29 protein-coding genes, 1 pseudogene and 1 riboswitch are annotated in these 25018 nt (G+C 30.9%); of the genes and pseudogenes, 21 read left to right on the forward strand and 9 right to left on the reverse strand.

Annotated elements, in window-relative coordinates; translation table 11 throughout:
* Nucleotides 1-213 precede the first annotated feature (213 nt).
* Nucleotides 214-1543, forward strand: a pseudogene (locus tag ABEY15_RS14415) (IS3 family transposase).
* A gap of 112 nt (nucleotides 1544-1655) precedes the next feature.
* On the opposite strand, the gene ABEY15_RS14420 reads toward ABEY15_RS14415, so the two are convergent.
* Nucleotides 1656-2405, reverse strand: a complete 750-nt coding sequence (locus ABEY15_RS14420) for a DUF4397 domain-containing protein (protein WP_429890947.1) — start codon at nucleotides 2403-2405, stop codon at nucleotides 1656-1658.
* A 264-nt stretch (nucleotides 2406-2669) separates the two neighbouring features.
* A riboswitch (purine riboswitch) is annotated at nucleotides 2670-2772 on the forward strand.
* Nucleotides 2773-2804: 32 nt separating this feature from the next.
* Here ABEY15_RS14420 and ade point away from each other — a divergent pair.
* Together ade and ABEY15_RS14430 are read left to right on the forward strand one after the other, a co-directional pair.
* Nucleotides 2805-4526 (forward strand): adenine deaminase, encoded by a 1722-nt coding sequence (gene ade, locus ABEY15_RS14425; RefSeq protein ID WP_429890841.1) that lies wholly within the window; start codon nucleotides 2805-2807, stop codon nucleotides 4524-4526.
* Between the two features lie 118 nt (nucleotides 4527-4644).
* Entirely contained in the window at nucleotides 4645-5334 is a 690-nt protein-coding gene (locus ABEY15_RS14430) for a Crp/Fnr family transcriptional regulator (RefSeq protein WP_429890842.1), read from the forward strand.
* 468 nt (nucleotides 5335-5802) lie between these two features.
* Here the strand turns inward: ABEY15_RS14430 and ric are convergent, their stop codons facing one another.
* Entirely contained in the window at nucleotides 5803-6510 is a 708-nt protein-coding gene (gene ric / locus ABEY15_RS14435; protein ID WP_429890844.1) for an iron-sulfur cluster repair di-iron protein, read from the reverse strand.
* A 371-nt stretch (nucleotides 6511-6881) separates the two neighbouring features.
* On the opposite strand from ric, the gene ABEY15_RS14440 reads away from it, so the two are divergent.
* A complete protein-coding gene (locus tag ABEY15_RS14440; RefSeq protein WP_429890846.1) occupies nucleotides 6882-7109 on the forward strand; it encodes a hypothetical protein in 228 nt (75 codons plus the stop codon).
* A 233-nt stretch (nucleotides 7110-7342) separates the two neighbouring features.
* Here ABEY15_RS14440 and ABEY15_RS14445 read toward each other — a convergent pair whose 3' ends face one another.
* Nucleotides 7343-7567 (reverse strand): hypothetical protein, encoded by a 225-nt coding sequence (locus tag ABEY15_RS14445; RefSeq protein WP_429890848.1) that lies wholly within the window; start codon nucleotides 7565-7567, stop codon nucleotides 7343-7345.
* A 193-nt stretch (nucleotides 7568-7760) separates the two neighbouring features.
* Nucleotides 7761-7991 (reverse strand): hypothetical protein, encoded by a 231-nt coding sequence (locus ABEY15_RS14450; RefSeq protein WP_429890849.1) that lies wholly within the window; start codon nucleotides 7989-7991, stop codon nucleotides 7761-7763.
* Between the two features lie 218 nt (nucleotides 7992-8209).
* Here ABEY15_RS14450 and ABEY15_RS14455 point away from each other — a divergent pair, with 218 nt between their 5' ends.
* From ABEY15_RS14455 to ABEY15_RS14465, 3 genes are all read left to right on the forward strand, one after another.
* A complete protein-coding gene (locus ABEY15_RS14455; RefSeq protein ID WP_429890948.1) occupies nucleotides 8210-8305 on the forward strand; it encodes a putative holin-like toxin in 96 nt (31 codons plus the stop codon).
* 222 nt (nucleotides 8306-8527) lie between these two features.
* A complete protein-coding gene (locus ABEY15_RS14460; RefSeq protein ID WP_429890850.1) occupies nucleotides 8528-9877 on the forward strand; it encodes an NAD(P)/FAD-dependent oxidoreductase in 1350 nt (449 codons plus the stop codon).
* Between the two features lie 22 nt (nucleotides 9878-9899).
* Entirely contained in the window at nucleotides 9900-10550 is a 651-nt protein-coding gene (locus tag ABEY15_RS14465) for a histidine phosphatase family protein (protein ID WP_429890851.1), read from the forward strand.
* 81 nt (nucleotides 10551-10631) lie between these two features.
* Here ABEY15_RS14465 and ABEY15_RS14470 read toward each other — a convergent pair whose 3' ends face one another.
* Nucleotides 10632-11591, reverse strand: coding sequence for an LCP family protein (locus tag ABEY15_RS14470; RefSeq protein ID WP_429890853.1), 960 nt, complete (start codon nucleotides 11589-11591; stop codon nucleotides 10632-10634).
* 400 nt (nucleotides 11592-11991) lie between these two features.
* Between ABEY15_RS14470 and ABEY15_RS14475 the strand changes: the two genes are divergently transcribed.
* The 7 genes from ABEY15_RS14475 to ABEY15_RS14505 all read left to right on the forward strand — a co-directional run bounded on the left by ABEY15_RS14475 (nucleotide 11992) and on the right by ABEY15_RS14505 (nucleotide 18006).
* Entirely contained in the window at nucleotides 11992-13563 is a 1572-nt protein-coding gene (locus tag ABEY15_RS14475) for an L-lactate permease (protein ID WP_429890854.1), read from the forward strand.
* Nucleotides 13564-13800: 237 nt separating this feature from the next.
* Nucleotides 13801-13929, forward strand: coding sequence for a YjcZ family sporulation protein (locus tag ABEY15_RS14480; protein ID WP_429890856.1), 129 nt, complete (start codon nucleotides 13801-13803; stop codon nucleotides 13927-13929).
* Nucleotides 13930-14133: 204 nt separating this feature from the next.
* On the forward strand, nucleotides 14134-15543 hold the full coding sequence (gene ablA, locus ABEY15_RS14485) for a lysine 2,3-aminomutase (RefSeq protein ID WP_429890857.1): 1410 nt from the start codon (nucleotides 14134-14136) through the stop codon (nucleotides 15541-15543).
* Entirely contained in the window at nucleotides 15536-15826 is a 291-nt protein-coding gene (locus ABEY15_RS14490) for a YokU family protein (RefSeq protein WP_429890858.1), read from the forward strand. The genes ablA and ABEY15_RS14490 overlap by 8 nt, the downstream gene beginning before the upstream one ends.
* A gap of 110 nt (nucleotides 15827-15936) precedes the next feature.
* Nucleotides 15937-16155, forward strand: a complete 219-nt coding sequence (locus tag ABEY15_RS14495) for a YozE family protein (protein ID WP_025671848.1) — start codon at nucleotides 15937-15939, stop codon at nucleotides 16153-16155.
* A gap of 232 nt (nucleotides 16156-16387) precedes the next feature.
* On the forward strand, nucleotides 16388-16543 hold the full coding sequence (locus ABEY15_RS14500; protein WP_335473798.1) for a hypothetical protein: 156 nt from the start codon (nucleotides 16388-16390) through the stop codon (nucleotides 16541-16543).
* Nucleotides 16537-18006, forward strand: coding sequence for a recombinase family protein (locus ABEY15_RS14505; protein ID WP_429890859.1), 1470 nt, complete (start codon nucleotides 16537-16539; stop codon nucleotides 18004-18006). Before ABEY15_RS14500 ends, ABEY15_RS14505 begins: the two co-directional genes overlap by 7 nt.
* Before the next feature lie 146 nt (nucleotides 18007-18152).
* Here ABEY15_RS14505 and ABEY15_RS14510 read toward each other — a convergent pair whose 3' ends face one another.
* Together ABEY15_RS14510 and ABEY15_RS14515 are read right to left on the reverse strand one after the other, a co-directional pair.
* Entirely contained in the window at nucleotides 18153-18776 is a 624-nt protein-coding gene (locus tag ABEY15_RS14510; protein ID WP_429890861.1) for a hypothetical protein, read from the reverse strand.
* A gap of 171 nt (nucleotides 18777-18947) precedes the next feature.
* Nucleotides 18948-19712, reverse strand: a complete 765-nt coding sequence (locus ABEY15_RS14515; RefSeq protein ID WP_429890862.1) for an alpha/beta fold hydrolase — start codon at nucleotides 19710-19712, stop codon at nucleotides 18948-18950.
* A gap of 159 nt (nucleotides 19713-19871) precedes the next feature.
* Between ABEY15_RS14515 and phaQ the strand changes: the two genes are divergently transcribed.
* The 4 genes from phaQ to ABEY15_RS14535 all read left to right on the forward strand — a co-directional run bounded on the left by phaQ (nucleotide 19872) and on the right by ABEY15_RS14535 (nucleotide 21810).
* The gene (phaQ, locus tag ABEY15_RS14520; protein WP_429890864.1) at nucleotides 19872-20294 is read left to right on the forward strand and encodes a poly-beta-hydroxybutyrate-responsive repressor; all 423 of its coding nucleotides are present in this window, start codon (nucleotides 19872-19874) and stop codon (nucleotides 20292-20294) included.
* Complete coding sequence (locus ABEY15_RS14525; protein ID WP_429890865.1) at nucleotides 20291-20872, forward strand: hypothetical protein; 582 nt, start codon at nucleotides 20291-20293, stop codon at nucleotides 20870-20872. Before phaQ ends, ABEY15_RS14525 begins: the two co-directional genes overlap by 4 nt.
* A gap of 163 nt (nucleotides 20873-21035) precedes the next feature.
* Nucleotides 21036-21167, forward strand: a complete 132-nt coding sequence (locus ABEY15_RS14530) for a hypothetical protein (protein ID WP_429890867.1) — start codon at nucleotides 21036-21038, stop codon at nucleotides 21165-21167.
* Between the two features lie 67 nt (nucleotides 21168-21234).
* Nucleotides 21235-21810: a hypothetical protein gene (locus tag ABEY15_RS14535; protein ID WP_069032034.1), complete on the forward strand. Its 576-nt coding sequence runs from the start codon at nucleotides 21235-21237 to the stop codon at nucleotides 21808-21810.
* A gap of 13 nt (nucleotides 21811-21823) precedes the next feature.
* On the opposite strand, the gene ABEY15_RS14540 is transcribed toward ABEY15_RS14535, so the two are convergent.
* Nucleotides 21824-21979, reverse strand: coding sequence for a hypothetical protein (locus ABEY15_RS14540; RefSeq protein WP_175403429.1), 156 nt, complete (start codon nucleotides 21977-21979; stop codon nucleotides 21824-21826).
* A 153-nt stretch (nucleotides 21980-22132) separates the two neighbouring features.
* Between ABEY15_RS14540 and ABEY15_RS14545 the strand changes: the two genes are divergently transcribed.
* Both ABEY15_RS14545 and ABEY15_RS14550 read left to right on the forward strand, forming a co-directional pair.
* Nucleotides 22133-22309 (forward strand): YozD family protein, encoded by a 177-nt coding sequence (locus tag ABEY15_RS14545; RefSeq protein ID WP_069032035.1) that lies wholly within the window; start codon nucleotides 22133-22135, stop codon nucleotides 22307-22309.
* A gap of 98 nt (nucleotides 22310-22407) precedes the next feature.
* The gene (locus ABEY15_RS14550) at nucleotides 22408-23031 is read left to right on the forward strand and encodes a phosphatase PAP2 family protein (RefSeq protein ID WP_429890869.1); all 624 of its coding nucleotides are present in this window, start codon (nucleotides 22408-22410) and stop codon (nucleotides 23029-23031) included.
* A gap of 312 nt (nucleotides 23032-23343) precedes the next feature.
* On the opposite strand, the gene ABEY15_RS14555 is transcribed toward ABEY15_RS14550, so the two are convergent.
* The gene (locus ABEY15_RS14555) at nucleotides 23344-23661 is read right to left on the reverse strand and encodes a thioredoxin family protein (protein ID WP_429890871.1); all 318 of its coding nucleotides are present in this window, start codon (nucleotides 23659-23661) and stop codon (nucleotides 23344-23346) included.
* 201 nt (nucleotides 23662-23862) lie between these two features.
* Between ABEY15_RS14555 and ABEY15_RS14560 the strand changes: the two genes are divergently transcribed.
* Entirely contained in the window at nucleotides 23863-25017 is a 1155-nt protein-coding gene (locus ABEY15_RS14560) for an exonuclease SbcCD subunit D (RefSeq protein WP_429890872.1), read from the forward strand.
* Nucleotide 25018 lies beyond the last annotated feature (1 nt).

The raw sequence follows: 25018 nt of genomic DNA on the forward strand, positions 1-25018 counted from the left end.
TTCTTTTTTATTAGGTAATAACTAAAGATTTTTCGTGTGAATTTAAGCTTACAAAGTAGGTCAATAGTATGAGTGTTGTTAGATTAGTGAGTAAATAAAAAAACAGGATTGTCTAATTTAAAATGTACCCTATAGAATAGACACTTAAAAAAAGTCTACTCTATAGGGTACTTTTGTTTATAATTAGAAAAAACGGGATCGGGGAAATATTAGATGAGCGATAAAATATTTACAGATAAAGAAATTAATCTACTTTCCAAAAATCAACACGTAAAGTCAGTTAGTTCGAAAGGGATCACTTACACCGATGAGTTCAAGCATATTTTTATTTCGGAAAATAAGAAAGGAAAATTACCGAGACAAATATTTGAAGAGTGTGGGTTTGATATTGAAGTGATTGGAATAAAACGAGTTAAAGCTGCTGGTAACAGATGGCGTACTGCCTTTAAAGAGAACGGTGAACTTGGTCTTCGTGACACGCGATCTATTAATTCAGGAAGAAATCTGGAAAGAGAACTAACTTTGGAGGAGAAGAATGCTCGCTTAGAAGCAGAGATTAATCTACTTAAAGCTGAAAATGAACTACTAAAAAAGATTCGTTTCTTAGAAGGGAGGATGAAGTAGTAGTTATTTCTCCTTGCCAATAATATACTCTAATGCGTTCCATAATTGAAAAGTATGAATTGAAACATATGGTTACTTACCTTTGTAAGATAGCTGGCGTATCAAGAAGTGGTTATTATAATTACTTTTCTATTAAGTCAAAAGAACGACGAAAGCAACAAGATGAAAAAGACGAAATTGTAAAGGAACACATCTTAAAGGCTTTTCGCTTTAAACGTTATAAGAAAGGGGCACGTCAAATCAAGAATACATTGGCGGGTCAATTTAAGATTGTCTACAATTTGAAACGTATAATAGAATTATGAAAAAATACGGTATAGTTTGCCCAATTAGAAAGGCAAATCCCTATCAACGAATGATGAAGGCTACTAAAGAACACAGGGTTGTGCCAAACCGATTAAATCGTCAATTCAAACAAGGTGTACCTGGGAAAGCTCTTCTAACAGATATAACCTATCTACACTATGGTAAGGGCAAAAAGGCATATTTATCAACAATCCTAGATAGTTCAACAAATGAAATAATGGCTTACCATGTTTCAGAACGAATGACAATGGAGCTAGCTACAGATACACTTCGAAAGTTAAAAAGGAATCGTAATTTTAGGAAAGTGAAGGGTGCAATTATTCACTCAGATCAAGGAACACATTATACACACCCAGACTTCCAAAAACACGTGAAGAAGCTAGGTTTAATTCAATCAATGTCTAGACGTGGAAACTGTTGGGATAACGCTCCACAGGAATCATTCTTTGGTCATTTTAAAGATGAAGCCTCTATTAAGTCATGTCAAAGTTTAGATGAGCTCAAAAAAGAAATTACCTATTACATGAAGTATTACAACCACTATAGATATCAATGGAAACTAAAGAAAATGACCCCTGTTCAATACAGAAATCATCTTCTTAAAACTGCATAGACTTTTTTTCAATGTCCTTTACAAAGGGTACATTTTAATTTTGACAATCCTGTTTTTTATCAACCAGAGCTACCTATCTCCTGCCGTTAATTCCTTATCAGTAAAAATAATTCTAAAATAATTTAATTACTTCAAATCTTGGATCCTCTTCAACACACCCAACTGAAATTAAATCATATACTATATTTTCTTTAAACTTTGATTTATAGAGAGGAAATACGATCATTTTCGTACCTGTTAATCGTATTTCCAAATTAACTGTCATAGGCGATATAGGCAGATATTCTGAGGCTTTTTGGTATGGAACATTTGGGAAAACAACGTCACCTTCACCAGCTTTTACTGCAAAATCTAGATTTGGTGAGTTAGGGGATAAATTAATAAAGCGGATTTTAGTTTCTCCTTGAGGCAAGGAATGATTATCCATATATGAAAACAGAGAGATTTGGTCTAAGTTATGACCAATAGCAATCGTATAATTTTGCTCAGCAAGTAAATTTATTTGTTCAGAATGAATTGATTTTGATAGATCATTCGTTTTAAAAATCTCAACAAAGTGTACCCCTGAAGGTAAAGTTAAATAGTGAGTTGATTCTTTATAAGTTAAATTCGAAATAAATTTAGTACGATTAACATATATGTCTAAACTTATTTTTTTAGGTAAAACATTAACGAGTCTTATAAAAGCTAAATTTTGCTTTATTATATTGTCCTGTTTATAAATTATTGGTGAATTATTTTTTATTAGCTTTTGGAACGAATCAAATCGATTATAATTAACGGGCAACAAATTGTCCTCTTTTTTTGAATAGGATGAAAAATGATTAAAAATATTCGGGTTTATTCGTTTTTTTTCTACCACTTTCTTCAAACTACATACCTCCTATGATTACCATCCTACGATCCCATTTAAAATAGTATTCATTAACGAGAAAATTATGAATTATTTTATATTTAAAACACTTAAAAAAGTTATTGCTTTTTAGACTCAAAATTTTATAGAATACTATCAATATAGTTTTTTACAATTAAATATTAGCTAATTAAGTTTATTCATTTTAAATTAAATGATTCAGTATGAAGACAACTTCCTAAAACTTGTTTTTTCGTCTGTGTCACTAAAAAATAAAGTGATTCTTAATACGCTCGTATAATTTTGGAAATAACCGGTCCAAAAGTTTCTACCAAGCTGCCGATATAGTTTGACTACGAGAGATATGACATAGCATATTCTCTCCTAAATATTTAGGAGGAAACAAACATGAATCTACATGAAATGAAAACGTCAACAAAAGCTGAAAAGGCTGATTTTTTAATCATAAATGGGAAAATAATAAATGTTTTTACGAAAGAAATAATAGAAGATTCGATTGCAATTACAAATGGAATAATAGTTGGAATAGGTGATTATGAAGCTAATGTAGTAATAGATGCAGAAGGTAAATATATATCACCTGGCTTTATTGATTCCCATGTTCATATCGAATCATCGATGGTATTACCTAGTGAATATGCTAGAACTGTGCTACCACGTGGTATAACTACTGTTATTACCGATCCTCATGAAATCGCAAATGTTGCAGGGGTAGATGGAATAAAAATGATGTTAGACGCATCAGAAAATATTCCGTTAGACGTTAGAATTATGTTACCATCCTGTGTACCTGCAACTTCATTAGAGCGTGGGGGAGCCATACTTTATGCAGAACATCTAGAGCCTTTTATGACTCATCCAAGAGTACTTGGCTTAGCTGAAGTAATGGATTATCCTGCAGTCATGTCGATGGAAAAACAAATGATCGATAAATTAAAATTAGCTCACGCTTATCAAAAGCCGATCGATGGTCATTTAGCTGGATTAACTAAAAATGAAATAAACACATATTCGTATGCAGGTATTTCAACTGATCATGAATGTACAAATGTCCAGGAAGTAATGGAAAGACTGAGAGCAGGGTTATATGTTGCATTTAGAGAAGGGTCCGCTGCAAGAAATCTAGAGGATTTATTACCCGCAGTAAATGATCGAAATGCACAGCGAATTATGTATTGCACAGATGATAAACATTTAGACGATATTATGAAAGAAGGTTCGATTGATTTTTGTATACGTACAGCAATCAAATACGGAATTGAACCAGTAACTGCCTATTCAATGGCAACATTAAATCCAGCAACATGCTATGGTTTAAAACAAAAAGGTGCAATTGCTCCTGGCTATGAAGCAAGCTTTGTATTTTTAAACGACTTAGAATTAGTAGAAGTTACGGAAGTTTGGTGTAAAAATGAGTTTATCGTTAAAAACAAACAAATTAGTAAACTAATTAAAAATGAAGAGTCAATTTCGATTGATTCAAAAGTAAGCTTAGGAGATCTAAAAATTGAAGATCTTGAATTAAAAACAGAATCAAAAACGCTTGCAAATATAATTGAAATTAATCCGAATAGTATCGTAACAAACCATTTAATTGAAAAATTATCAAGTGAATATACTCATTTTATACCAAGTGTCGCCGAAAACTTATGTAAAATAGCAGTAATAGATCGCTATCATTCTGAAAAGGAGATTGGTCTAGGAATTGTTAAAGGTTTAAATTTAATTGATGGAGCAATCGCTACAACCATTGCTCATGATTCACACCAATTAATCGTTGCCGGTATGAATGATAATGATATGTATCTTGCAATTAAAACAATAGAAGAAATGAACGGTGGAATAGTAGTCGTATCATCTGGAAAAGTTATTGCCAAATTACCATTACCGATTGGCGGTTTAATGAGTAATAAATCTGCTGAAGAAGTCGAAGCAGGTTTACACCAAATTGAAAAATCATTACTTCAAATTAGACCAAACAATACATTTAACGCTTTCTTAACATTATCATTTCTAGCACTACCTGTTATTCCGAGTATCAAACTAACTACTAAAGGTTTATTTAATGTAAATGAATTTAAATTTATTCCAGTTTTTCCTGGTGAATAAATATAATAAAATGAAGACTCCTAGTACAGGGGTCTTTTTTTTAAAATTATATAAAGGCGATAGGTAAATACTTGTATTTAACGAAGTAGAAGGAATTTTTTATAGAGGAGTATCTTGAATGTCAGATGTGATTTTTAATCATTTTAAAAGAGTACCACTGTTTAAAGATCTTTCGGATGAAGAGCTTCAATCGATAGTGGATATTTCACATATGAGATTATATAAAGCGAAATCATTTGTCTTTTTGCAAGGTGACAAACTTGATCGCGTGTTTTTTATACACTCCGGAAAAATAAAAATACATATAACTGATCTGTCGGGTAGAGAACAAATTGTTTCGGTACCACGAACTGGTGAGATGTTTCCACATGTTGGTTTATTTCGAAAAGGAACCTTCCCAGCACATGCTGAGGTGCTTAAAACAGCAGAGTTAATAATCACACCAGTCGCTGAATTTGAGCAAATTCTGATTAAATATCCTGTACTATGTATAAAGTTGTTAAAGTTTCTTGGAGAAAAAATTATCGATCTACAAGCTAGATTAGTTGAACAAACACTTCATAATACATATGATCAAGTAATCATGTTATTACTACGACTATGTAAATCGAATGGGGTATCTTTAGATAAAAATCAATATAAAATAACAACTCATTTTACGAATCGCGAACTTGCTAATATGATCGGTTCATCAAGAGAGACAGTAAATCGTACTATAAATCAATTAAGAAAAAAGAAATTAGTTACGATTGATTCAGAAGGCTTTTTAGTCGTAAAAATAGAAGAATTGCAATCGGAAGTTAACTAAAGAAGGAGCATGACTTGTCATGCTCCTTCACGCTGTTGAAAAACAACCTTGTCAATNNCCCATAGGAGTCGAGCATCCTTTCATTCCAATCAACTTATCCATCAAAAAAAGTCTGCAATAAATCCTAATCAAATAGCCTTTACTTATAGCAACCTACCCGTATATTAATCAACTTGTAGGTCAATTAATATCGAACTTTCATTAAACTAATCAATTGAATTTGTTTTTCTAAAATTTAGCTCATATATTTTTAACTTCTGAAAAAAATCATTAGTAGTGTTATTGGAATCATGAAATTGCTCAAACAGATTAGCATTTAAAACCATTAAGAGATCTTCCAAAAAATGATAATTTCATTTTAAATAAATGTTTATTTAATGTCCGTTTTCCTTATTGACCATTTTATATTTCAACACTTTGAAGGAGCATGACTTGTCATGCTCCTATAAATATATAAACTAGGTCTATTTAATTCCTAACAATTGCTCTTTTAAACAATATATTATTTTCTAAATGGATATGTTGGAATGTATCAGCCTCTAGAGCTTCAAGTCTTTGATAAACAAGACGATAAGTACCACAAGCTTCTACTGGTGGGGTATAGTCATTTGTAATTTCACGTAATTCTTTTAAAATATCCCCAGCAGAACTGTGCTCATTTTCTAATTCGCCAACGACATTATTTAATTTCATGTAATTTTCGTCAGTTGGGTTTTGTTCATATTCTAAAATCAATTTAAAATCTGTTGTTTCTTCCTTCCATGTATGTTCCTCTAATTCTGTTTTTAAATCAAAGAACAACTTGTGTAATCTTACTAAATGAGGTTGAGTTTCTCCGTGAACTCGCATTACTTTAGTTACATATGGACTTAATAGAGGTAATTCCTCATTTAAAAAACGATGATGTTTATTCACGATATGTTCGATTAAATCAATACTAGAAGCTTCTTTAAAATCAATTACTACTTCGTTTAATAATTTTTTTTCTTGATACATTTTATTTAGTTTCGATAGAATTTCATCTTTTGAAAGTTTTTTTTCTTCAATCGCTTCAATTAGAGGTCTATTTCCACCACAGCAAAAATCAATTCGATATGTTTTAAATAGATCACTTGCCTTTGGGAATTCCGTAACAATCTCACTAATTTTAGAGAACTCATTAAATGGTTGATTCATTTTAATACCTCCATAAAGTTTTGTTGTGTTGTTTTTCTAAAAAAAGAATACCAAATATATCGATCCAAATTTGTGATATAAATCACAAATTGGGAGTTTTTTAAATAAGAATAATAATTAATAAAACATAAACAAATAAAAAATAATACATTAATAAATTATTTCAGTAAGTAAAGCCAACAATAAAATGACTCAAGAAAAATACTTGAGTCATTTTACTATTTTAAATTCATTTTTCAAATTGAAGATTGTTCTCGTACTGATGGTTAATTTAAATTAAAATCCACAAAATTTTGAGGATTTATTTGTATTAAGGGCAGTATATAAAAGTATTTATGATGATCAATTCTAAAGGGTAAGGAGAGATTGAAATGGATGATAAAATTGATTTTTCAGAAAAAATACATATAGGTGAATTAATTGCTGTTTCTAATGTTTACGGATTAACTCCATATACACTTCTTTTAGAGCTTGAAAAAGGAAATATTGAAGTTTTCCTTTCTATAGATGAATTTAACTCAAAATACAGTGACACTACAGATTTGGACTGGTGTCAATTGAATAACGGTAAAGTTTTTTCTAAAAAGATTGAAGAGTAAAACGCAAATTGTTTGGAATTTTGATGAATTACATACAGGGATAAGTTTACATTGAAATAATCAACATTACTTTAAATGTTTCTAAACCTTAGGATTCAGGTTCATCAATCTAACAATCAATCTAAGTGGTAAAAGTGAGGTAAAGAGAAGTAATTTGCGTAACATAATTTGATTGCTTCAGAGACTTTTCAATTTTTTATCTGATAGAATTTTACGTAATACTTACTAAGTATTTAACTTCTTTTATTCAATACGATCTCTCCGAACATGGCCAATTGATCATTATTTAAATTATCTCTATCTATATTTGGTAGAACAACCGATATCAGAAAATTAACTTCGCTATTTAACCGAGTGATCTCTTCTAATAAATGAATTTGTATTCCTTTCATTTCGTTGATTACTTCAAGATACAAATCTTCTTTATTACAATTCAATTCATTATTTTTATTGCTCATATCAAACACCTCCAAAGAAAATTATTCGTTGCAAATGCTTCAATATCCTTTATGTATTCATAAAAATTAATTTTTACAATCGACTAGATTAATTGAATTTTTTTGAGGGTTTTACAATGCAATAAAATAAAAAAACTCAGCCAATATTTTTAGATTTTGGCATGAGTAGGATTATTTATTAAATACAATTAATTCATTCCCCAATATTATCTTCAAACCACTCTTGAAGCTCTTTTAATGATGTAAAAGAGAAGATTTCTTCTCCGTTATGACCGTTATCAATACCGGTGTTTCCTCTTAAAGTAATTTGTCCTTCTTCTCCAGAAATTAAGATTGCATAAGGGTGGTTTATATTTATATATCTTGCATCTAAATCATTATCAATCCAATTCTTACTATTCAAAAATGCTTCGAAATGATCCATTTGTATTCCTCCTGTCGAAACTATTATTCCAATTATTAACAAAATATAGACCTAAAAAGGTTTGTGGAAGAAATTGGATTAACTGCAGCATTGAAGAACCTTCATGTTAATCTCTTTATTTAAAGAGAGTTTTTCAAAAATTAAAATAAAAAACATAGTTGAATGTATAGGACAAACTTGGTTCCGGGAAGGCTTAAAAGTAAGGAGGCGGTTTTATTATTACTTTCGAAGTTTTATCACTAATGATTAGCTTTGGTATGTTTGTGATCGCCATTTTAGAATTTAAAGATAAGGATAAGAATAAAAATTCTTGAACACGCCAAATAAGAAGGCATGTTTCAGACTGCCCGCCAAACGCTTGTAATCAGTCTGAAAACCAAGTTTATAGAACTTTGTCTACACACTGAAACACGCCAAATAAGGCGTGTTTTTTTTACTAAAGATAATATCTACCATTTATAATTTGGGGATTTCACTTAAGTATAGTAACTATTGTACAATTAGAATAAGTGAAAAAATCAAGAAGGTGAAAAAAGATGTATGATATTACAATTATCGGTTCAGGTGTAAGTAGCATTTTTTTAGCATATACATTATTACAATCAAATCAAAAAGTTTTAATTCTTGAAAAAGGAAAGTCTTTAGAGGAAAGGTCATGTGCTATAGATAAAGGTGAAATATGCAATTGCGATGTTTGTGGTAAATATTATGGCTTTGCAGGACTTGGTAAATCTGAAGGGAAATTTAACTATTCATGTGATTTTGGGGGTGAATTAGCTCAAAAGGTAGGCAGAGAAAATCTTGAACAATTAATGAGAGAGGTTGACGATCTATTATGTCTTTTTGGGGGCAGTTCTGTAGATAAATATTCGACTGTAAATGAAAATTTGGCGAAAAAAGCCAGGGATTGCAATTTACATATGTTAACGACTGAAGTTAGACATCTCGGTACACGTCTTTCAACAGAAATATTCGAACGACTATATAATGAATTATCTAGTAGAATTGATATTCGCTTTGAAGTTGATATTCAAACTATTAAAAAGGAGAATAATCTATTCTATTTGGATACTAACTTAGGAAAATTCGAATCTAAAAATGTAGTATTTGCAACAGGCAGATCCGGAACAGAATGGTTAAATGATCAGATTACTTCCCTAGGAATTAAACAAGGTAGAACTCGTTTAGATTTAGGAATTAGAATTGAAATGAAAGAACAACAGCTTCGTTCAATTTTACAAGATACATTCGAAACGAAACTCGCTTTTGAATATGATGAATTGATTTCAACTACATATTGTATGAATCCAAAAGGTAGAATCGTTCGAAAGTTTCAAGAAGGATTAGTTATGCCTGATGGACAAAATTTTAAGGAAAAAGAATCAGGAACAACGAATTTAAATTTTACTTTATTCACACCTAAATATTTTCCATCACTGACAGAAGCAAATCTTTACGCTAATAAAATTATAGGCAAAATAAATAATGGCTTAGATCGTATCGTCGTTCAACGGTTAGGTGATTTACTAAACGGTGAGCCTACAACTAATGTCAAAATGGAAAAAAACAGTATAAAGCCAACATTAGATGCCGATTGCGGTGACCTTAAAAATGAAGTTCCTCAATTATATTTGACTATTTTACAAGGATTTTTGAATCAATTGGAAGAATTTATTGGAGAGACAATTGATGAGGATACACTTCTTTACGGAATGGATGGAAAGTTTTATTCACCGATTATAGAAACCAATTCAAACTTTCAAACGAGTATAGAAGGATTATTTGTAATTGGAGATTGCTCTGGAGTTACCCACTCGTTGTCCCAAGCGGCGGCTAGTGGAATTTATTTAGGTAAGGTTTTGGCAAATACAAATAAGGAATTTTAAAATTCACATTGCGGGTGATTAGATGAAGAATAGAATTCATTTATATTTAATTAGACATGGTGAAACTTATTTAAATCGTTATAAAAGAATGCAAGGATGGGCCGACAGTCCGTTAACAGAAGAAGGAAAACTAGTAGCCATTGAATGTGGCAATAGATTATCAGATATCCAGTTTGACCGTGTATATACTAGCGATTCTGGTCGAACTGTTGAAACGGCTGAACTAATTTTACAGCAAAACAGTTACGAAATTCCTGTAATTAGAAAAACAAAAGCCTTCCGAGAGTCCTTTTTTGGTAGTTTTGAAGGAGAATTCTCAGCAGTTGCCCTAGGTAAAGTTGCAAATGATCACGGTTATAGTTCCTTTAGAGAACTATTAAGAAATCGGTCGCTAGAAGATATTACAAACTTTATAAAAGAATCTGATCCATACCATCATGCCGAGAGTTACACCGAACTATGGGATCGAATTGAAAAAGGGCTAAATGAACTAATTATCGAAAATAATAAAAACGATGAGAATGTATTAATTGTCACTCATGGAAATACGATTCGTAATATAGTAAAAAAGTTTTCTGAGGAATTTAATATTGAATTAGAAATAAAAAACGCTAGTATAACAATCTTGGAGTACTCATCTGATACTTATAAAGTGATTTCTTTTAATCAATGAAAGTGCAAAAATCAGAATAAGATAAAAATAAACAAAAAAGAGAAGGAATACACCCTTCTCTTTTTTGTGAAGTTCAATATATCATTTATTTTTCAACTTTTTATTACCATTACTATTTTTACTATTTATTACTGGGGCAGGAGCTTTAAAAAATTGCTTAATTGTTTGTCTGTTCTTAGAAAAGTTTAATTTTAGTACTGCTCCTGAATGTTCAACAGTTTCGTTTGTAAAGCCAGCATCTACAGGAATACTTAAGCAATCAATTTTTTCAATTGGTTGAGAAAATGCAATGGAAGCAAGTGAAAGTATTTCATCTAATTTTAAGTCAGTTGAAACATATTTTGTTGTTTCGTCTAATAAAAGAGGTACTCTAGCGATCCCACCAAACGTATTTAACTTTTCTTTAACGGCACTTACGACTTTTAACAATACTTCTTGCTGGCGTTGAACTCTTCCAAAATCATTATCATGATCATGTCTAAAACGTACGTATTTTAAGAGCTGTTCACCGTGTAATCTATTTTTTCCAGGTTTCATTTTTAAGTTCATATCATTAATTATTGATTGACTAACATTAACTGTTATACCTTCTGGAACAAGTGTATCTACAATCCCAACAAAACCTTTAAAGTCGATTATAACCGTATGGTCAATTGGAATACCGAGATTATGATAAATTGTTTCTTTTAGTAATTTTTCTCCACCTAAATAATAGGCCTGATTAATTTTTCCGTAACCGTACTTATAACCCCTAATTTTAACATATGAATCCCTTAATATTGAGGCAACTTTTAGAGTTCGGTCTTCAACATTATATTGAACTACTGCAATACTATCTGAACGTGAGTTTTTTTCGCCCCGCGAATCAACTCCTATAACAAGGAAAAATAATGAGTTTTTTAAAAGTTTATTTTTAAAACTCATTTTTTGCTCACTTAGTGGATTTGATTGGCTTTGTCCATGATCTGAAGGTTTAATTTGACAACTGGTCAAAAAGAATACAAGAAAAGAAAGAAGGCATATTCGCAAGAATTTTGACATGAATCTATTACTCCTTCTATTGTTTTTAGTCTATTTATGTATTTTAGTATATATTTCCCCTCTAATATTTTGAAAATACATAACAAAAAAGGAAAATAGAGATATACTGTATATTTCCATAAATGGAAATAATAGTTGATTGTTATGAAATAATTCTTAGTATAAAATTAAGTTTGTTAAATTATTCACAAGTGAAAATAAAGTAATTAGCAAAATTCTTTATTTTTTTGTAACTATATGTGAAATAATTCACATGTTATACAGCTTATTTGAAATAATATTAATTATTTTATATGGCAATATTAAAAAATAATGTTTGTGAAGTAATTTAATAAATAATTAGGTTGGATGCTAGATTTTGAATGTAAAATCTAAGAACCTAAACAAGGGAGTAAACTAAATGTTAGTAGATAGTTTTAATCCATTTGATAATCTTGCAATTTCAGCACTAGTAGCAGCTGTACCGATTCTTTTATTTCTTTTATGCTTAACAGTATTAAAAATGAAAGGTATTTATGCAGCGTTATTAAACCTTGGAATTACGTTTATAATCGTACTAACTATCTTTAAATTACCAATTGGTGAATCAATCGGAAGTGTTACTCAAGGAACCATTCAAGGATTATGGCCAATTGGTTATATCATTGTAATGGCTGTGTGGTTATACAAAATAACAGTAGAATCTGGAAAGTTTGATATTTTACGTAGCAGTATAGTTGGTATTTCGAGTGATCAACGGATCCAGTTTTTATTGATTGGATTTTGTTTTAACGCATTTCTTGAAGGAGCAGCAGGTTTTGGAGTACCGATTGCTATTTGTGCGGTATTATTAGTTTCAGTCGGGTTTAAACCATTACAAGCAGCTATGCTATGTTTAATTGCGAATGGTGCATCTGGTGCGTTTGGAGCAATTGGAATACCAGTAGGAATTATAGATACATTTGGATTACACGGTGTAACTTCAATGAAAGTTTCAATCATGACTGCACTAACATTACCAATTATTAATTTTACGATTCCATTTCTATTAATTTGGTTAATCGATGGATTTAAAGGAATTAAAGAAATTTTACCTGCAATTTTAGTAACGTCTATTACTTATACAGTTTCTCAAGCAATTATGACAATCTTTTTAGGTCCAGAGTTAGCAGATATTATTCCTTCATTATTAACAATGGGTGTTTTAGCATTATTTCTTAAAAAATGGCAACCTAAAAATATTTTCTTACTAAATGGAAAAGAGTTTAAAACTGAATCTTATTCAATGTCTGATGTGATTAAAGCATGGTCACCATTTTATTTACTAACAATTTTCGTATTAATTTGGAGCTTAAAATCATTTAAAGGTTTATTCGCTGATGGAGGAGCACTAGCTGCTACCGTAATAAAATTCGTTGTTCCAGGTTCTACGATAAATGTCAGCATTGATCTAATCGGAGCAACAGGTACTGCAATATTATTAGCAGGATTAGTTACAATTTTCTCTTCTAAATCAATCAATGTAAGGAAGGGTTTAGCTCTACTTAAAAAAACAATCTCAGAATTTTGGATACCGATCATAATGATTTGTGCAATTGTTAGTATTGCAAAATTGATGACTTATGGAGGATTAACAAGTGCTTTAAGTCAAGCAGTTGCACACACTGGGGATGCATTTCCATTCTTATCTCCAATTTTAGGATGGATTGGGGTATTTATGACTGGTTCTGTCGTAAATAACAATACTTTATTTGCTCCAATTCAAGTTTCAGCAGGTAATATTTTAGGTACAAATCCTTCGTTATTAGTATCAGCAAATACTGCAGGTGGGGTAATAGCAAAACTAGTTTCACCTCAGTCAATCGCAATCGCAACAGCTGCAGTAGGTGAAACAGGTAATGAATCAAAATTAACAAAGATGACTTTAAAATATAGTTTTGGATTACTAGCATTTGTTTGTATTTGGACATATATATTATCATTTATTTATTAAGTTTTAGAGTCTTGAGAGAATTTTTCTCAAGACTTTTTTTATTTCTTAAAGTCGATTTTACGAAAAATTGATTACTCATTCATAGGACTATAAGTTTAGTACTATTAGGTCATGTATAGATCCAAAAATCGATTTAATTTTGCACGAAATATAGTTAAATGCCTATGTAACAAGGATTGTGAACCTTACATATACTTTATTGTGATTTCTAAAAGTTAAGTGAAGGAGGCAATCTATATGAAGGGATATTCACCTTACTACGGCGGAGGCCACGGTTGTGGCTGGGGATGCGGCGGAGGATTTGCGTTAATCGTTGTATTGTTTATTTTATTAATTATCATCGGTGCGTCTTTTGTAACTTTATAAAAACTATTGAGCGTCAGCCACAGATACCGACTAACGATTAGTTAGTCGGTTTATTTCATTTTACACAGATTTCATACTGTTTTTTAAGTTTTACTCTTTTCACCAACTTTTTATTAAGTGCATATAAAGAAGTAGGTATATAACTAGAAACTTTTACTTAATTTAGTAAATTTAAATTGTCCTATTAAACAAGGAGGACCATAAATGAAAAATCAGCTTTATAAACCTCAAAGACATTGGAAAGATATTCCTCTATGGAAAGATGTTACGGATGAACAATGGAATGATTGGTTATGGCAATTAACAAATACAGTCAGAACATTGGATGACTTGAAACAAGTGATTGATTTAACGAAAGATGAAGAAGAAGGGGTAAGAATATCAACTAAAACAATTCCATTAAATATTACTCCATACTATGCTTCATTAATGAATCCAACCGATCCACGCTGTCCCATTAGAATGCAATCTGTACCAATTAGTAAAGAATTAAATAAAACAAAATATGATTCGGAAGATCCACTAGGAGAGGATGATGATAGTCCAGTTCCTGGCTTAACTCATCGATATCCAGATCGAGTACTTTTTTTAGTTACAAATCAATGTTCAATGTATTGTCGCTACTGTACAAGACGTCGATTTTCAGGTCAAATTGGTATGGGAGTACCGAAAAAACAATTAGATGAAGCAATCGCCTATATACGTGAAAATGAAGAAGTAAGGGACGTACTTATTTCAGGTGGAGACGGATTATTAATTAATGACAATATTTTGGAATATATTTTAAAAAATTTAAGAGCAATTGATCATGTGGAAATTATTAGAATTGGCACTAGAGCACCCGTAGTATTCCCGCAAAGAATTACTGAAAACTTATGTGAAATATTAAAAAAATACCATCCAGTATGGTTAAACACTCATTTCAATACGAGCATTGAAGTAACCGAAGAAGCAAAAAAAGCATGTGAAATGCTTGCAAATGCTGGCGTTCCAGTTGGGAACCAATCAGTTATTTTAACAGGGATTAATGACAGTGTACCGATTATGAAAAAGTTAATGCATGACTTAGTAAAAATAAGAGTCAGACCATATTATATTTATCAGTGTGATTTATCAGAAGGAATTGGTCATTTTAGAGCACCAGTTTCAAAAGGGTTGGAGATTATTGAGGGATTACGTGGGCATACTTCTGGTTATGCAGTACCTACATTTGTAGTAGATGCACCAGGAGGGGGAGGTAAAATCTCACTTCAACCAAACTATATCGTCTCACAAAGTAGTAAAAAAACCGTACTAAGAAATTTTGAAGGTGTCATCACATCTTATCCAGAGCCTGAAAACTATAAAGAGGATACGGCAGAAGAGTATTTTTCATTAGTTTACCCTGATTATTTAAATAAGGCAGCTAAGGTTGGTATTGCTAGTATCATGAATGATCAGGTGCAAAGTCTTATTCCTTCAGATTTAGAAAGAATGAAAAAGAGAGAACAATATCAAACAGATCCAACACATAGTTCATTAAAAAATAAACGAGAAAAAAGGGATGAACTTAAAGAGAAAAAGTTTCAATCACAAATTCAAAAATTGGATGGAAGTGTAAACAAAGATGAATAATACTTTAAAATGTGATTGGTGTGGTGAGGAGAATGTACAGGAAACAGAAGCAGTAGTACATTGGGAATTACCGGATGGTTCCCGAGCAATCACAATTACAGGAGTACCATCATTTCATTGTGATCAATGTAAATTTACCTATCAAAAGGAAGATATGGTCAAATCGATAGAAGATCAGTTATTTCTCATTTCAACAAAATTACTTCCAGTTTCAGTCACATTTGATGAATTAATGAAGCAGCCGAGATTATTAAAAAGAAATTATTTTGACTTCTCGTCATAGAACGAGTATTTTTAAAATATAAAATAACTCTGTTATTGAAAAACGCATATTCAAAAAGTAATAATATTTTTAGAAAAAGAGATAAAATATATAATAATTGAGGGAGAATCATGAGAAAGTCATTTTACCATTATATGATGAAGCATAGAAACTATAAAATACCTAATGAAATTGGAATATTAGCAGATCATCTTTTTAATGATCACTCATTTCCAAAACATTCTTCAAGCTATGACGAAATTAGCTCGTATTTAGAGTTTGATGGAACTTTCCATCAATCGATGAGCGTTTTTGATGAAGCATGGAACTTATATTTAGAAGATCAATAAGATGTGGCTTAGTTTAACTAAGTTGCATCTTTTTTTTAATTGCCACCTTTTCAAAATATCCCATTAATTTATTGATTCTACCATTTTTGAAACTAGCTATTAATTTCTTACCTACAAAATAGGCTAATCCCTTTTTTTATTTACTATGAAAATGACAGACAATTATCTATTGGTTGCATAGTATACAGTAAAAACGAATTAGTCACGACGTATGGAGAAGGAGGTAAGAAGTATGACAAAGAAAAAACAACCAAAATATAACGTAGATGATATTGTCGTGATTACGTTATATGGTACTGTCGGTAAGATAACAAATATAAACTTTCTATTTTTATTGGGAATTCATCATTTACGTAAAATGCATAATGCTAAGGTGATTACATGTTAGCAGCTATATATCTCAGACTCTCAAGAAATGAAGAACAAAAAGATGTAGATGAAGTTCTACTTAATCATAAAAATGCTTTGATTAAGCTAGCCAATCAGCATAATTTAAAATATATCATTTATCAGGAAATTTCGAGTGGTGTAAATACAGAGCGTGAACAATTAAATTTATTACTGAAGAAAATACATGAATTTGATTATTTAATAATTATGGATATAGATCGTCTTTCACGTGATAATGCACATGCGGAACAAATCAAGCAAGTATTAATCTTAAACGATATTAAAATATTAACCCCACAAGGAAAAATTGATTTATCCCAGGAAACAAATGAAATGTTATTTTCATTTCAGGCAGTATTGGCTAATTTTGAATATAAGCAGATAAAAAAGCGGTTATCAAGAGGGAGATTAGCAGCAGCGGAGCAAGGTAAATGGGTAATGAGTAATAAGACCCCACTTGGGTATCGTAAAAATTCGGAAAAAAAATTAGAAATCATTGAAGATGAAGCGAAGATCATTCGACTAATATTCGATAAATCGTTAGAACGAGTTTCAGTAAATGAAATAGCACGGCAATTAAATAGGTTAAATTGGAGGAGTAGGCAAGGTAAAATCCTTACTACATCACATATTAGCCAATTACGTACGAATCCTGTATATTATGGTGCCATACAGGCTAAAAGACGTATTCATAATAAAATAATTGATGAAGTTTTTATTGAAAATGCACATGAGGCTATCATAACAAAGGAGCAATTCTTTGCCGTCCAAACCATATTAGAAAATAATAAAAATGTTTATTTTCAAAACCGAAAAGAGGTACGTAGGTTACAAAATTTAATATACTGCACTTGCTGTGGGCGGAAGCGATATATTCAAAAAGATAATTCAAAAATTGATTTTATAAAATCATGTTCATATAAAATATCAAACAATCAATGTAAAGATCGCGGCTATAAATATCAATTAGTTGAAGAATTTGTTTTAAAAAGTATTAAAGAAAAAAAATCAGAGTTAGAGAACGCGCTAAAAATGCTAGATTCTCAGAAAACAATCGAACTAGAACAAAGATTATCGACTGAACTCGTCTCATTAATCAAACAAAAGGAAAAAATTAAAAAAAGACAAAATAACGTTAGAGAAATGAGAATGGATGGAGAAATTACTAAAAAAGAATATGAAGAACTAAAAAATGAACTAATCGGCCAAATGAATCAAATGAACGAGCAAATTGAACTCTATCAGACTCAAATAGAGAATTTAAGTAACAAAAACGATGATCGTCAAAAAATTGAGAAGATCATTGAAACGCTAGACGATTTAGAAGCAATCGATCCTGAAGTGTGTAATCAATTTTTAAAATCATTTATTAATAAAATATGGTTTAGTAGTAATATGGATTCAAGTCATGATACTACTCGAAGTAAGGAAATTGCCACTATTAAAATAGAATGGATCTAATGAATCAATTATCATTCTATGAAACGAGAAATCTCACGTTAAACAACCATGTTCGGTTTTTTAGAATCTTAAAGTTAAAATAAAAAGTTCAGTTTACCATCTTCGAAAAGATAGAACTGAACTTTTTTTGTAGTGATTTTAAATATTTATCTGTTATTGATCAATCGAACTAATTCATTAAAATATTTTTCAGCTTCCTTGGTACTTCTTGCACATTTTAACCTTTTCATTAAAATATTGTAATGAAAATCAACTTCTTTATTGGTTACATCATTAGTACTGTCATCTTCATTATTTAGTTCTATTCCATCGACAACACCAGTATCTGTTTGATGCATATCTCCCTTGTTATTAGAGGGGGCACTTGCCTTTTTGTTCTCATTTTTCTCTTTCTCCATTGCTTCAAGCGTTGAACTAAAATCAATGATTTTGTTATTAACGTTTTTATCAACCAATTTTTCTAAATAAGCACCGCCGCTAACTCCACAAATAAAAGCATAAATGATAATAGATACAGGAGTTTGATCATCTGTCGTTAGTACAGCAATAAGGTAAGATATACAACCTGCCATAGCTCCAAGAATTATTTCACGCTTAGATCCAAGTGAATATCTTTCTCTACCATCAGAATCTTTAAACCGATAACTTCTAATATAGCCCTCATTAGCTAATAATATATTGGCATAACCACCGATCGCACCAATTAATATTGATAGAAAGGTCAGAAATAAATCATTAGATGTTAATGTATCTAGCCAATTCTCGTACATATTCGTACCCTCCCGTTTTTGTTAAACTATATGGAGGCTTTTTTTAGAATAGTACACTTAGATGCAATACGTTGATAAAGCTTATTTTTTAAGTATTTATAAAAACTATATCAGCAAGCTGAAAATAGGTTGATCTATTTTGTTAGAAATTAATTTTAAACCTTAACGGGTTCATATATTTATAAAAGAGCGAATCGTATGATTAAATTTTTCCGCAGCTTCCATTTTGGTTACATGGCCAGTATTTTTGAAAATAACTAATTTTGAATTTGGAATACTTTTATGCATTACTAATTGGAGCCATACTGGCGTAATCGGATCAAATTGACCACCAATAATAAGAGTTGGTACCTTAATATTTGGTAACAATTCTCTATTATCAACCTTAAAACAGGCTCTCATTGACCTGTCGTATCCTTCTGGATTTGGCCGATAATATTGTTTAAATTGTTGTAAAGTCTCTTTCTCCCATGAAAAAAGGCATGATCTTGCTGTCATCTCTTTTAACTGTTGTGGTGTGAAAATTTTTGAACGAAACTCTTTGTAATGAATAAACCATAATCCTAGTAATCTTGGAGCATAGTGAAAAGTACTAACTAGGATTAAAGAGCGACATCTTTCAGGTGCTTGGCGGTACATCTCTTGTGCAACAGCCCCACCCATAGATAAGCCTAATATATGAGCGCTTTCAATTCCTAACTGATCCATTAAATCAAGTACATCATTTGCGAAATTTTTAATTGAGATGCCTTCAGTTAAATCATTTTCTCCATGGCCACGCAAATCAGGAATAATTAAATCAAACTCATTCGCTAGTTCATATTGTTTAAACCAGCTTTCTTTTACTTCTCCAAGACCATGAATTAATACGAGGGGTTCTCCAGTACCTAACCGGTCATAATACAGTTTGATACTTTCGGTTTTTATAACGCACAACTTTATCACTCCTTTGTATTTTTTTTCTAAAATATTTAACGATTAAACGCTATGTTTGAAGTTTTTTGAAAATTTACAATAAATTATATTTACTGTATTGACGCTATATTCATATATGTGTAAAATACACCTATTAGATTTTTTATTGAGGTGTTACCAATGAACAATGATAAAGATAAAAATATTACTCCATCAAAAAACTTTATTATGCCTTTTATTCTTCTACTCCTTAGTCGGATGACACTTCATGGCTATGATTTAATTCAAAAACTCCACGCATTCGGATTTCAAACACTTGACCAAGGAAATTTATATCGATTATTAAGACAACTAGAGAAAGAAAATCTTGTACAATCAGAATGGGATACGAAAGGAAGCGGGCCTGCTAAGCGCTGTTATTCAATTACAGAAGCTGGGAAGGCATACTTAACAAGTAACGCAAGACAACTCGAACTTTATCAATCAATGCTTGATCAATTTTTCAAAATGTACACTAGTTTTCTTGAGCTCTACATTCCTCCATTACAAAGAGAGGATAAAATAGAGAAAAATTTGAATCCAAAAGAGGAGGAAGAAGTTTGACGACACAGAAAGCTTCAAAACCAAAGGCGGAAGTTCAAAAAATTAAAGACGAGAAAGTAGAAAAATATTTTATGGATCCTTTTTTTAATACGCTCTGGGATCAATACGAAAGTAGTTTGACATACCTAAGAGTCAGTAGAGAACAAAAGTTAGATTCGTTTATAAAAGTGTTAAAAGAAACAAGGAAATTTAATGAGGAATATCGTAATGCAGTAAATGGTTTATTCAATGAAATAAAGTACTTTAATAATTATATAAATGCAAATACATCAAGAATTAAAATAGCAAAAATAGATGAATCTTCAGAAGTTCAATCAACTCTTAATCTATTTGAAGAAACGGTAAATAACTTTACAGAGTTAATATCTACTCCGTTCAAAGCCTCAGTTGAGTTAGTTGAAAGGTTAGAAGAGCAATATGAACAGGCTGGAAAATACTACATAGAGAGTTTAAAGGAAAGAGAGCGAGTATGGTCATCATTAAATGAACATACTTTTCAATCTTTAAGAGCAGCACATACGAACCTTAACCATCGTATTGAGGATAGCTTTAAATTGTTTGCATCTGTAAATAAATAAATTTTTAGCCCTTTGTCTTCGCACTGAAACAACTCTTTAAAATCAGAAGAGTTGTTTTTTTATGCCTTATATGTTTTTCTAATAGCCAGTTTGATCGATTACAATCCTACCACAGTGAACTATAGACTAGACATATGAATAGTCTATAGAGGGGTGTTTCTTCATGGAAAAGTTTAAATATGAAGAAATTGGAACGTTAAATGCAAAACTTGCAGCAGAAGCATTACTAAAATTAACTTTAAAAATAAAAAATGAGGATATAAAAATAAAGACATCTGATAAACCACTCACGTAAAACTTACTTGAGTGGTATTTTTGTCTCAATAGCCAATAAAAATAGAAAGTTAATAAATATTAAACTGATGGACGGCGTTTTTGTTTATGAAGTCAATAATCATGACGGACTTTATGTTGAGAATACTCTTCAGCTTCTCAACGAATATGATGGGAAAAAACTTGAAAAAGAATGGATAGAAGTAAATTATTCATTTTCTTTCGGGGATCTTGTTCAAGTCAATGGCTATGAAAAAGAAATATTTCGAATTGTGGGGTACCGTACAGAGGTTTGGCGATATAAAAATGACGCGTGGGAAGATACAATTTATGAATTAGCGCGTATTACTGATGGAGAATGGTTAGAAGCCGATGAAACAGATTTAACCTTAATTGCATCAGCACAAACTGCAAATGCAATCCTAAAAAAACTAAGAAATGATAAAAATGGCATTACAAAATTAGACTTAGAAAAACTTCGCTCAATGAATGATTTTAATAAAAACAGAAATAAAACAACAAAACAAGAAATAATTGATGGATTATTAGATATATATAATGATTACGCTGTTTTATATTCAATCTTCCAAGACGAAGAATATAAAATTGTGATGGATCTAGTGCTTAAAAATTTAAATAAATTCTCAGAAAAGAAAACAAATTGAGAGAGAGGATATTCTACAATAATTGTAGAATTATATGAATCATAAAAGGTATGCCTATCCCTATTAAAATAAAAAATGCAATTGTCGTCAGTTTTTCAACAGCTTCTTCAAACAGTTCATCATTAACCATAATTTCTTTTAAATTAGCTAGCTTGTCCATTTTTATCATTGGAATCTCGCTCCTTTAACATGTTTTAATTGAATATATGCTTGTCAATGTTGTATTATGCTAAAGGTTACATATTAATATTTTTTTGTGCTTGGTAAGGTTTTTTTCATATTTTCTCATTTTTCACATATTAACTAGTAAGGGGTGATGCTAGTGAAAGAAATTGAGGTAGTTATTGATACGGAAGAAATAGCAGAATTTTTCTATCAACAGCTCATTCAACGGGGTTATGTTCCTGAGGAAGAGGAAATTGAGGAACTAGCGGATATTACTTTTGAGTACTTACTGGAAAAATGTATGATTGATGAAATTGATGAGGAAGAAGAATAGTCATGAAAGTGGCGACGGGAGCTCTCGTCGTTTTTCTTTGTGTATCCAAAGTACAAGCAATTAAGATGCACTAACTGGAATTTATAGTGGAGGACTATATGAAAAAAAATAATTGGATACTAATTTTTACTTCTATTTTTCTATTTGTTATTTTAGGACTGATCTATGATTCAAACATGATTCGGAGTTTGGACAATTCAGCTTTTAAATTCTTTGAATTCATTCGAACAGATGTACTAGATTCATTTTGTTATTTTTTAAGAGATTTTGGTTCTTCAAAAATGTATTTAACATTTGCAGTCATTGTTTTAGTTTATTCAATTATACGTAAGCGCATTTGGACTGGTATATCGTTACTTATTACATTATTGACAGCTAGAGTGGTTGTTTCCTTTTTAAAAAATCTATATGAAAGACCACGACCAAGTTCAATGTACTATGTGGAAAGTGGATTTAGTTTCCCAAGTGGTCATGCGGTTATGGCAACTTCCTTCTTTCTAACATTAGGATTTATTTTAATTGTCATTCAACCTGAAATGATGAAACACAAAAAAATGATTCAATTTATCGTTCTTTTAATGATATTTTTAATATCAATGAGCAGAATTTATCTCCATGTACATCATTTCTCAGATATTATTGCTGGCTGGTTAGTAGGATATGCATGGTACAGTATTTGTAAAAATGTATTTATTAATTTACATGAAAGAAAACAGCTTTAATTGAATGTGAAAAAGAAACACCTATAATCGAATAATATAGGGGTTCTTTTTGTTTCCGGTTAGAGCCTCTGGAAATCGAACAACATCAACATCTTCAATGAAATTAAGCACAAATATTCACCTCATGAGATGTATATGATATCAATCAAGTCCAAATTACCTATAAATGTTTTAGACAAGTAGCCAGGAAAAAAGAACTGCAGAGTAATAATGTATACAAAAACCACAAGGTTCAATTACCTTGTGGTTTAATTAATTTCATTTAAATTTTAGGGATAATCCCAGCCTCATCAAGATTTAACTAACTTGATGTTATTCAAAAGTTGATAAAAATTCTTCAACTGATTCTGGAGTTTTTGCATTTGCGCTATGTAAGTGTCCAATTTTTTCGCCATCTTTAAATACAAGCAAACTCGGAATTCCCATTACTTGTTGTTCACTAGCGATTTCTGGAAATTCATCGCGATCCATTGTGTACCAAGTAAATGATGGGTGCTCTTCAATTACGTCTCCGATAAAAGCATCTAAACGTGTACAATCAGGACACCAAGTTGCATAAAACTTCACCACGATTGGCTTTTCACTTTTAATTATTTCCTCGTATTTTTTTACATCTTCTATTTTTTCCATAATTGCCTCCTAAAGCTATGATAAGTTTATTTTGAATCATATTAATTAGTATTTCAATTATTTTAACTTAATAATGCATTTTTAGAATTAATGTGATTAAAAAGCATACAAACGTTCGTATGTTGATGTAAAATATAAGATAGAAAAGTTGTTCTATAAATTTGTAATAATGAAAGTAAATAAAATGATGAGGTGTATTTAATGAAGTTTATTCATACAGCAGATTGGCACCTTGGTAAAATTGTACATGGTGTACATATGACAGAAGACCAACGATTTATATTAGATGAATTCATTTCTATAATTAAAGAAGAGAAGCCAGATGCTGTTGTTATAGCAGGCGATTTATATGATAAAAGTATATCGCCAACTGAGGCGATTGAACTATTAAATGAAGTATTCCATAAAATTGTAATTGAATGTAATACGCCCATTCTTGCGATTGCTGGAAATCATGATAGCGCTGAACGAATTGAATTTGGTAGTCGTTTTATGGAAAAAGAAGGCTTATATTTAGTAGGGAAATTTCAAACCCCATTTAAGAAAGTTATTTTGGAAGATGATGATGGTGAAGTTCATTTTTATTTAATTCCATATGCCGAACCAAGTATTGTACGTTATATTTTACAAAACGATGATATTCATTCACATGATGAAGCTATGAAAGCAATCATAAATAAAATAAGAGATGAAGAACTAGACTCATCAGTACGTAATGTATTTGTTGGACATGCATTCGTAACAAATAATGGTGAGCCTTCAGATGAAGAGACAGAAGGTGAACGAACACTCTCTATTGGTGGAGCTGAATACGTATCACATCATAATTTCAAACATTTTAACTATACAGCACTAGGGCACTTACATCGGGCACATTTTGTAGGAAATCAATCAATTCGATATTCTGGATCACCTTTAAAGTACTCCCTTTCTGAAGAAAATCATAAAAAAGGCTGCTTAATTATTGAATTAAAAGCTGACGGTGAGCTATCAGTAGTTAAGAAAGATTTTCATCCAAAACGAGATTTAAGATCGATCGAAGGAACGATTGAGGAAATCAGACAGCATTCTGTAAATGATGATTATGTATTTGTAAAATTAACAGATGAGCATATGGTAGTACATCCGATGGAGCAAATCAGAACAGTTTATCCAAATGCAATGCATGTTAGTCGAAAGCGAACGACATTACAAATAGATAAAACAAATCAACTGAGTTTAGTGGAAAAACAATCAAAAAACCAACTTGAGTTGTTTCAATCTTTTTATAAAGAAATGAAAAATGAAGATTTGAAAATTGAAGATGAACAATATATGAAAGAGATTATTCATGAAATTTTTGTAAGGGAGGAATAGA

It is taken from the genome of Gottfriedia acidiceleris (genome assembly GCF_050457485.1).
Taxonomy (GTDB): Bacteria; Bacillota; Bacilli; order Bacillales; family Bacillaceae_G; genus Gottfriedia; species Gottfriedia acidiceleris_D.

Excerpts from the sequence above, each read along its gene's own strand:
- ABEY15_RS14500 (WP_335473798.1), top strand. The coding sequence starts at position 16,388 with ATGACAAAGAAAAAACAACCAAAATATAACGTAGATGATATTGTCGTG.
- ABEY15_RS14450 (WP_429890849.1), bottom strand. The coding sequence starts at position 7,991 with ATGGATCATTTCGAAGCATTTTTGAATAGTAAGAATTGGATTGATAAT.
- ABEY15_RS14530 (WP_429890867.1), top strand. The coding sequence starts at position 21,036 with ATGGAAAAGTTTAAATATGAAGAAATTGGAACGTTAAATGCAAAACTT.
- ABEY15_RS14465 (WP_429890851.1), top strand. The coding sequence starts at position 9,900 with ATGAAGAATAGAATTCATTTATATTTAATTAGACATGGTGAAACTTAT.
- ABEY15_RS14510 (WP_429890861.1), bottom strand. The coding sequence starts at position 18,776 with ATGTACGAGAATTGGCTAGATACATTAACATCTAATGATTTATTTCTG.
- ABEY15_RS14550 (WP_429890869.1), top strand. The coding sequence starts at position 22,408 with ATGAAAAAAAATAATTGGATACTAATTTTTACTTCTATTTTTCTATTT.
- ablA (WP_429890857.1), top strand. The coding sequence starts at position 14,134 with ATGAAAAATCAGCTTTATAAACCTCAAAGACATTGGAAAGATATTCCT.
- ABEY15_RS14535 (WP_069032034.1), top strand. The coding sequence starts at position 21,235 with ATGGACGGCGTTTTTGTTTATGAAGTCAATAATCATGACGGACTTTAT.
- ABEY15_RS14555 (WP_429890871.1), bottom strand. The coding sequence starts at position 23,661 with ATGGAAAAAATAGAAGATGTAAAAAAATACGAGGAAATAATTAAAAGT.
- ABEY15_RS14505 (WP_429890859.1), top strand. The coding sequence starts at position 16,537 with ATGTTAGCAGCTATATATCTCAGACTCTCAAGAAATGAAGAACAAAAA.
- ABEY15_RS14445 (WP_429890848.1), bottom strand. The coding sequence starts at position 7,567 with ATGAGCAATAAAAATAATGAATTGAATTGTAATAAAGAAGATTTGTAT.
- ABEY15_RS14475 (WP_429890854.1), top strand. The coding sequence starts at position 11,992 with ATGTTAGTAGATAGTTTTAATCCATTTGATAATCTTGCAATTTCAGCA.
- phaQ (WP_429890864.1), top strand. The coding sequence starts at position 19,872 with ATGAACAATGATAAAGATAAAAATATTACTCCATCAAAAAACTTTATT.
- ABEY15_RS14560 (WP_429890872.1), top strand. The coding sequence starts at position 23,863 with ATGAAGTTTATTCATACAGCAGATTGGCACCTTGGTAAAATTGTACAT.
- ABEY15_RS14490 (WP_429890858.1), top strand. The coding sequence starts at position 15,536 with ATGAATAATACTTTAAAATGTGATTGGTGTGGTGAGGAGAATGTACAG.
- ABEY15_RS14540 (WP_175403429.1), bottom strand. The coding sequence starts at position 21,979 with ATGATAAAAATGGACAAGCTAGCTAATTTAAAAGAAATTATGGTTAAT.
- ric (WP_429890844.1), bottom strand. The coding sequence starts at position 6,510 with ATGAATCAACCATTTAATGAGTTCTCTAAAATTAGTGAGATTGTTACG.
- ABEY15_RS14470 (WP_429890853.1), bottom strand. The coding sequence starts at position 11,591 with ATGTCAAAATTCTTGCGAATATGCCTTCTTTCTTTTCTTGTATTCTTT.
- ABEY15_RS14430 (WP_429890842.1), top strand. The coding sequence starts at position 4,645 with ATGTCAGATGTGATTTTTAATCATTTTAAAAGAGTACCACTGTTTAAA.
- ade (WP_429890841.1), top strand. The coding sequence starts at position 2,805 with ATGAATCTACATGAAATGAAAACGTCAACAAAAGCTGAAAAGGCTGAT.
- ABEY15_RS14440 (WP_429890846.1), top strand. The coding sequence starts at position 6,882 with ATGGATGATAAAATTGATTTTTCAGAAAAAATACATATAGGTGAATTA.
- ABEY15_RS14495 (WP_025671848.1), top strand. The coding sequence starts at position 15,937 with ATGAGAAAGTCATTTTACCATTATATGATGAAGCATAGAAACTATAAA.
- ABEY15_RS14480 (WP_429890856.1), top strand. The coding sequence starts at position 13,801 with ATGAAGGGATATTCACCTTACTACGGCGGAGGCCACGGTTGTGGCTGG.
- ABEY15_RS14460 (WP_429890850.1), top strand. The coding sequence starts at position 8,528 with ATGTATGATATTACAATTATCGGTTCAGGTGTAAGTAGCATTTTTTTA.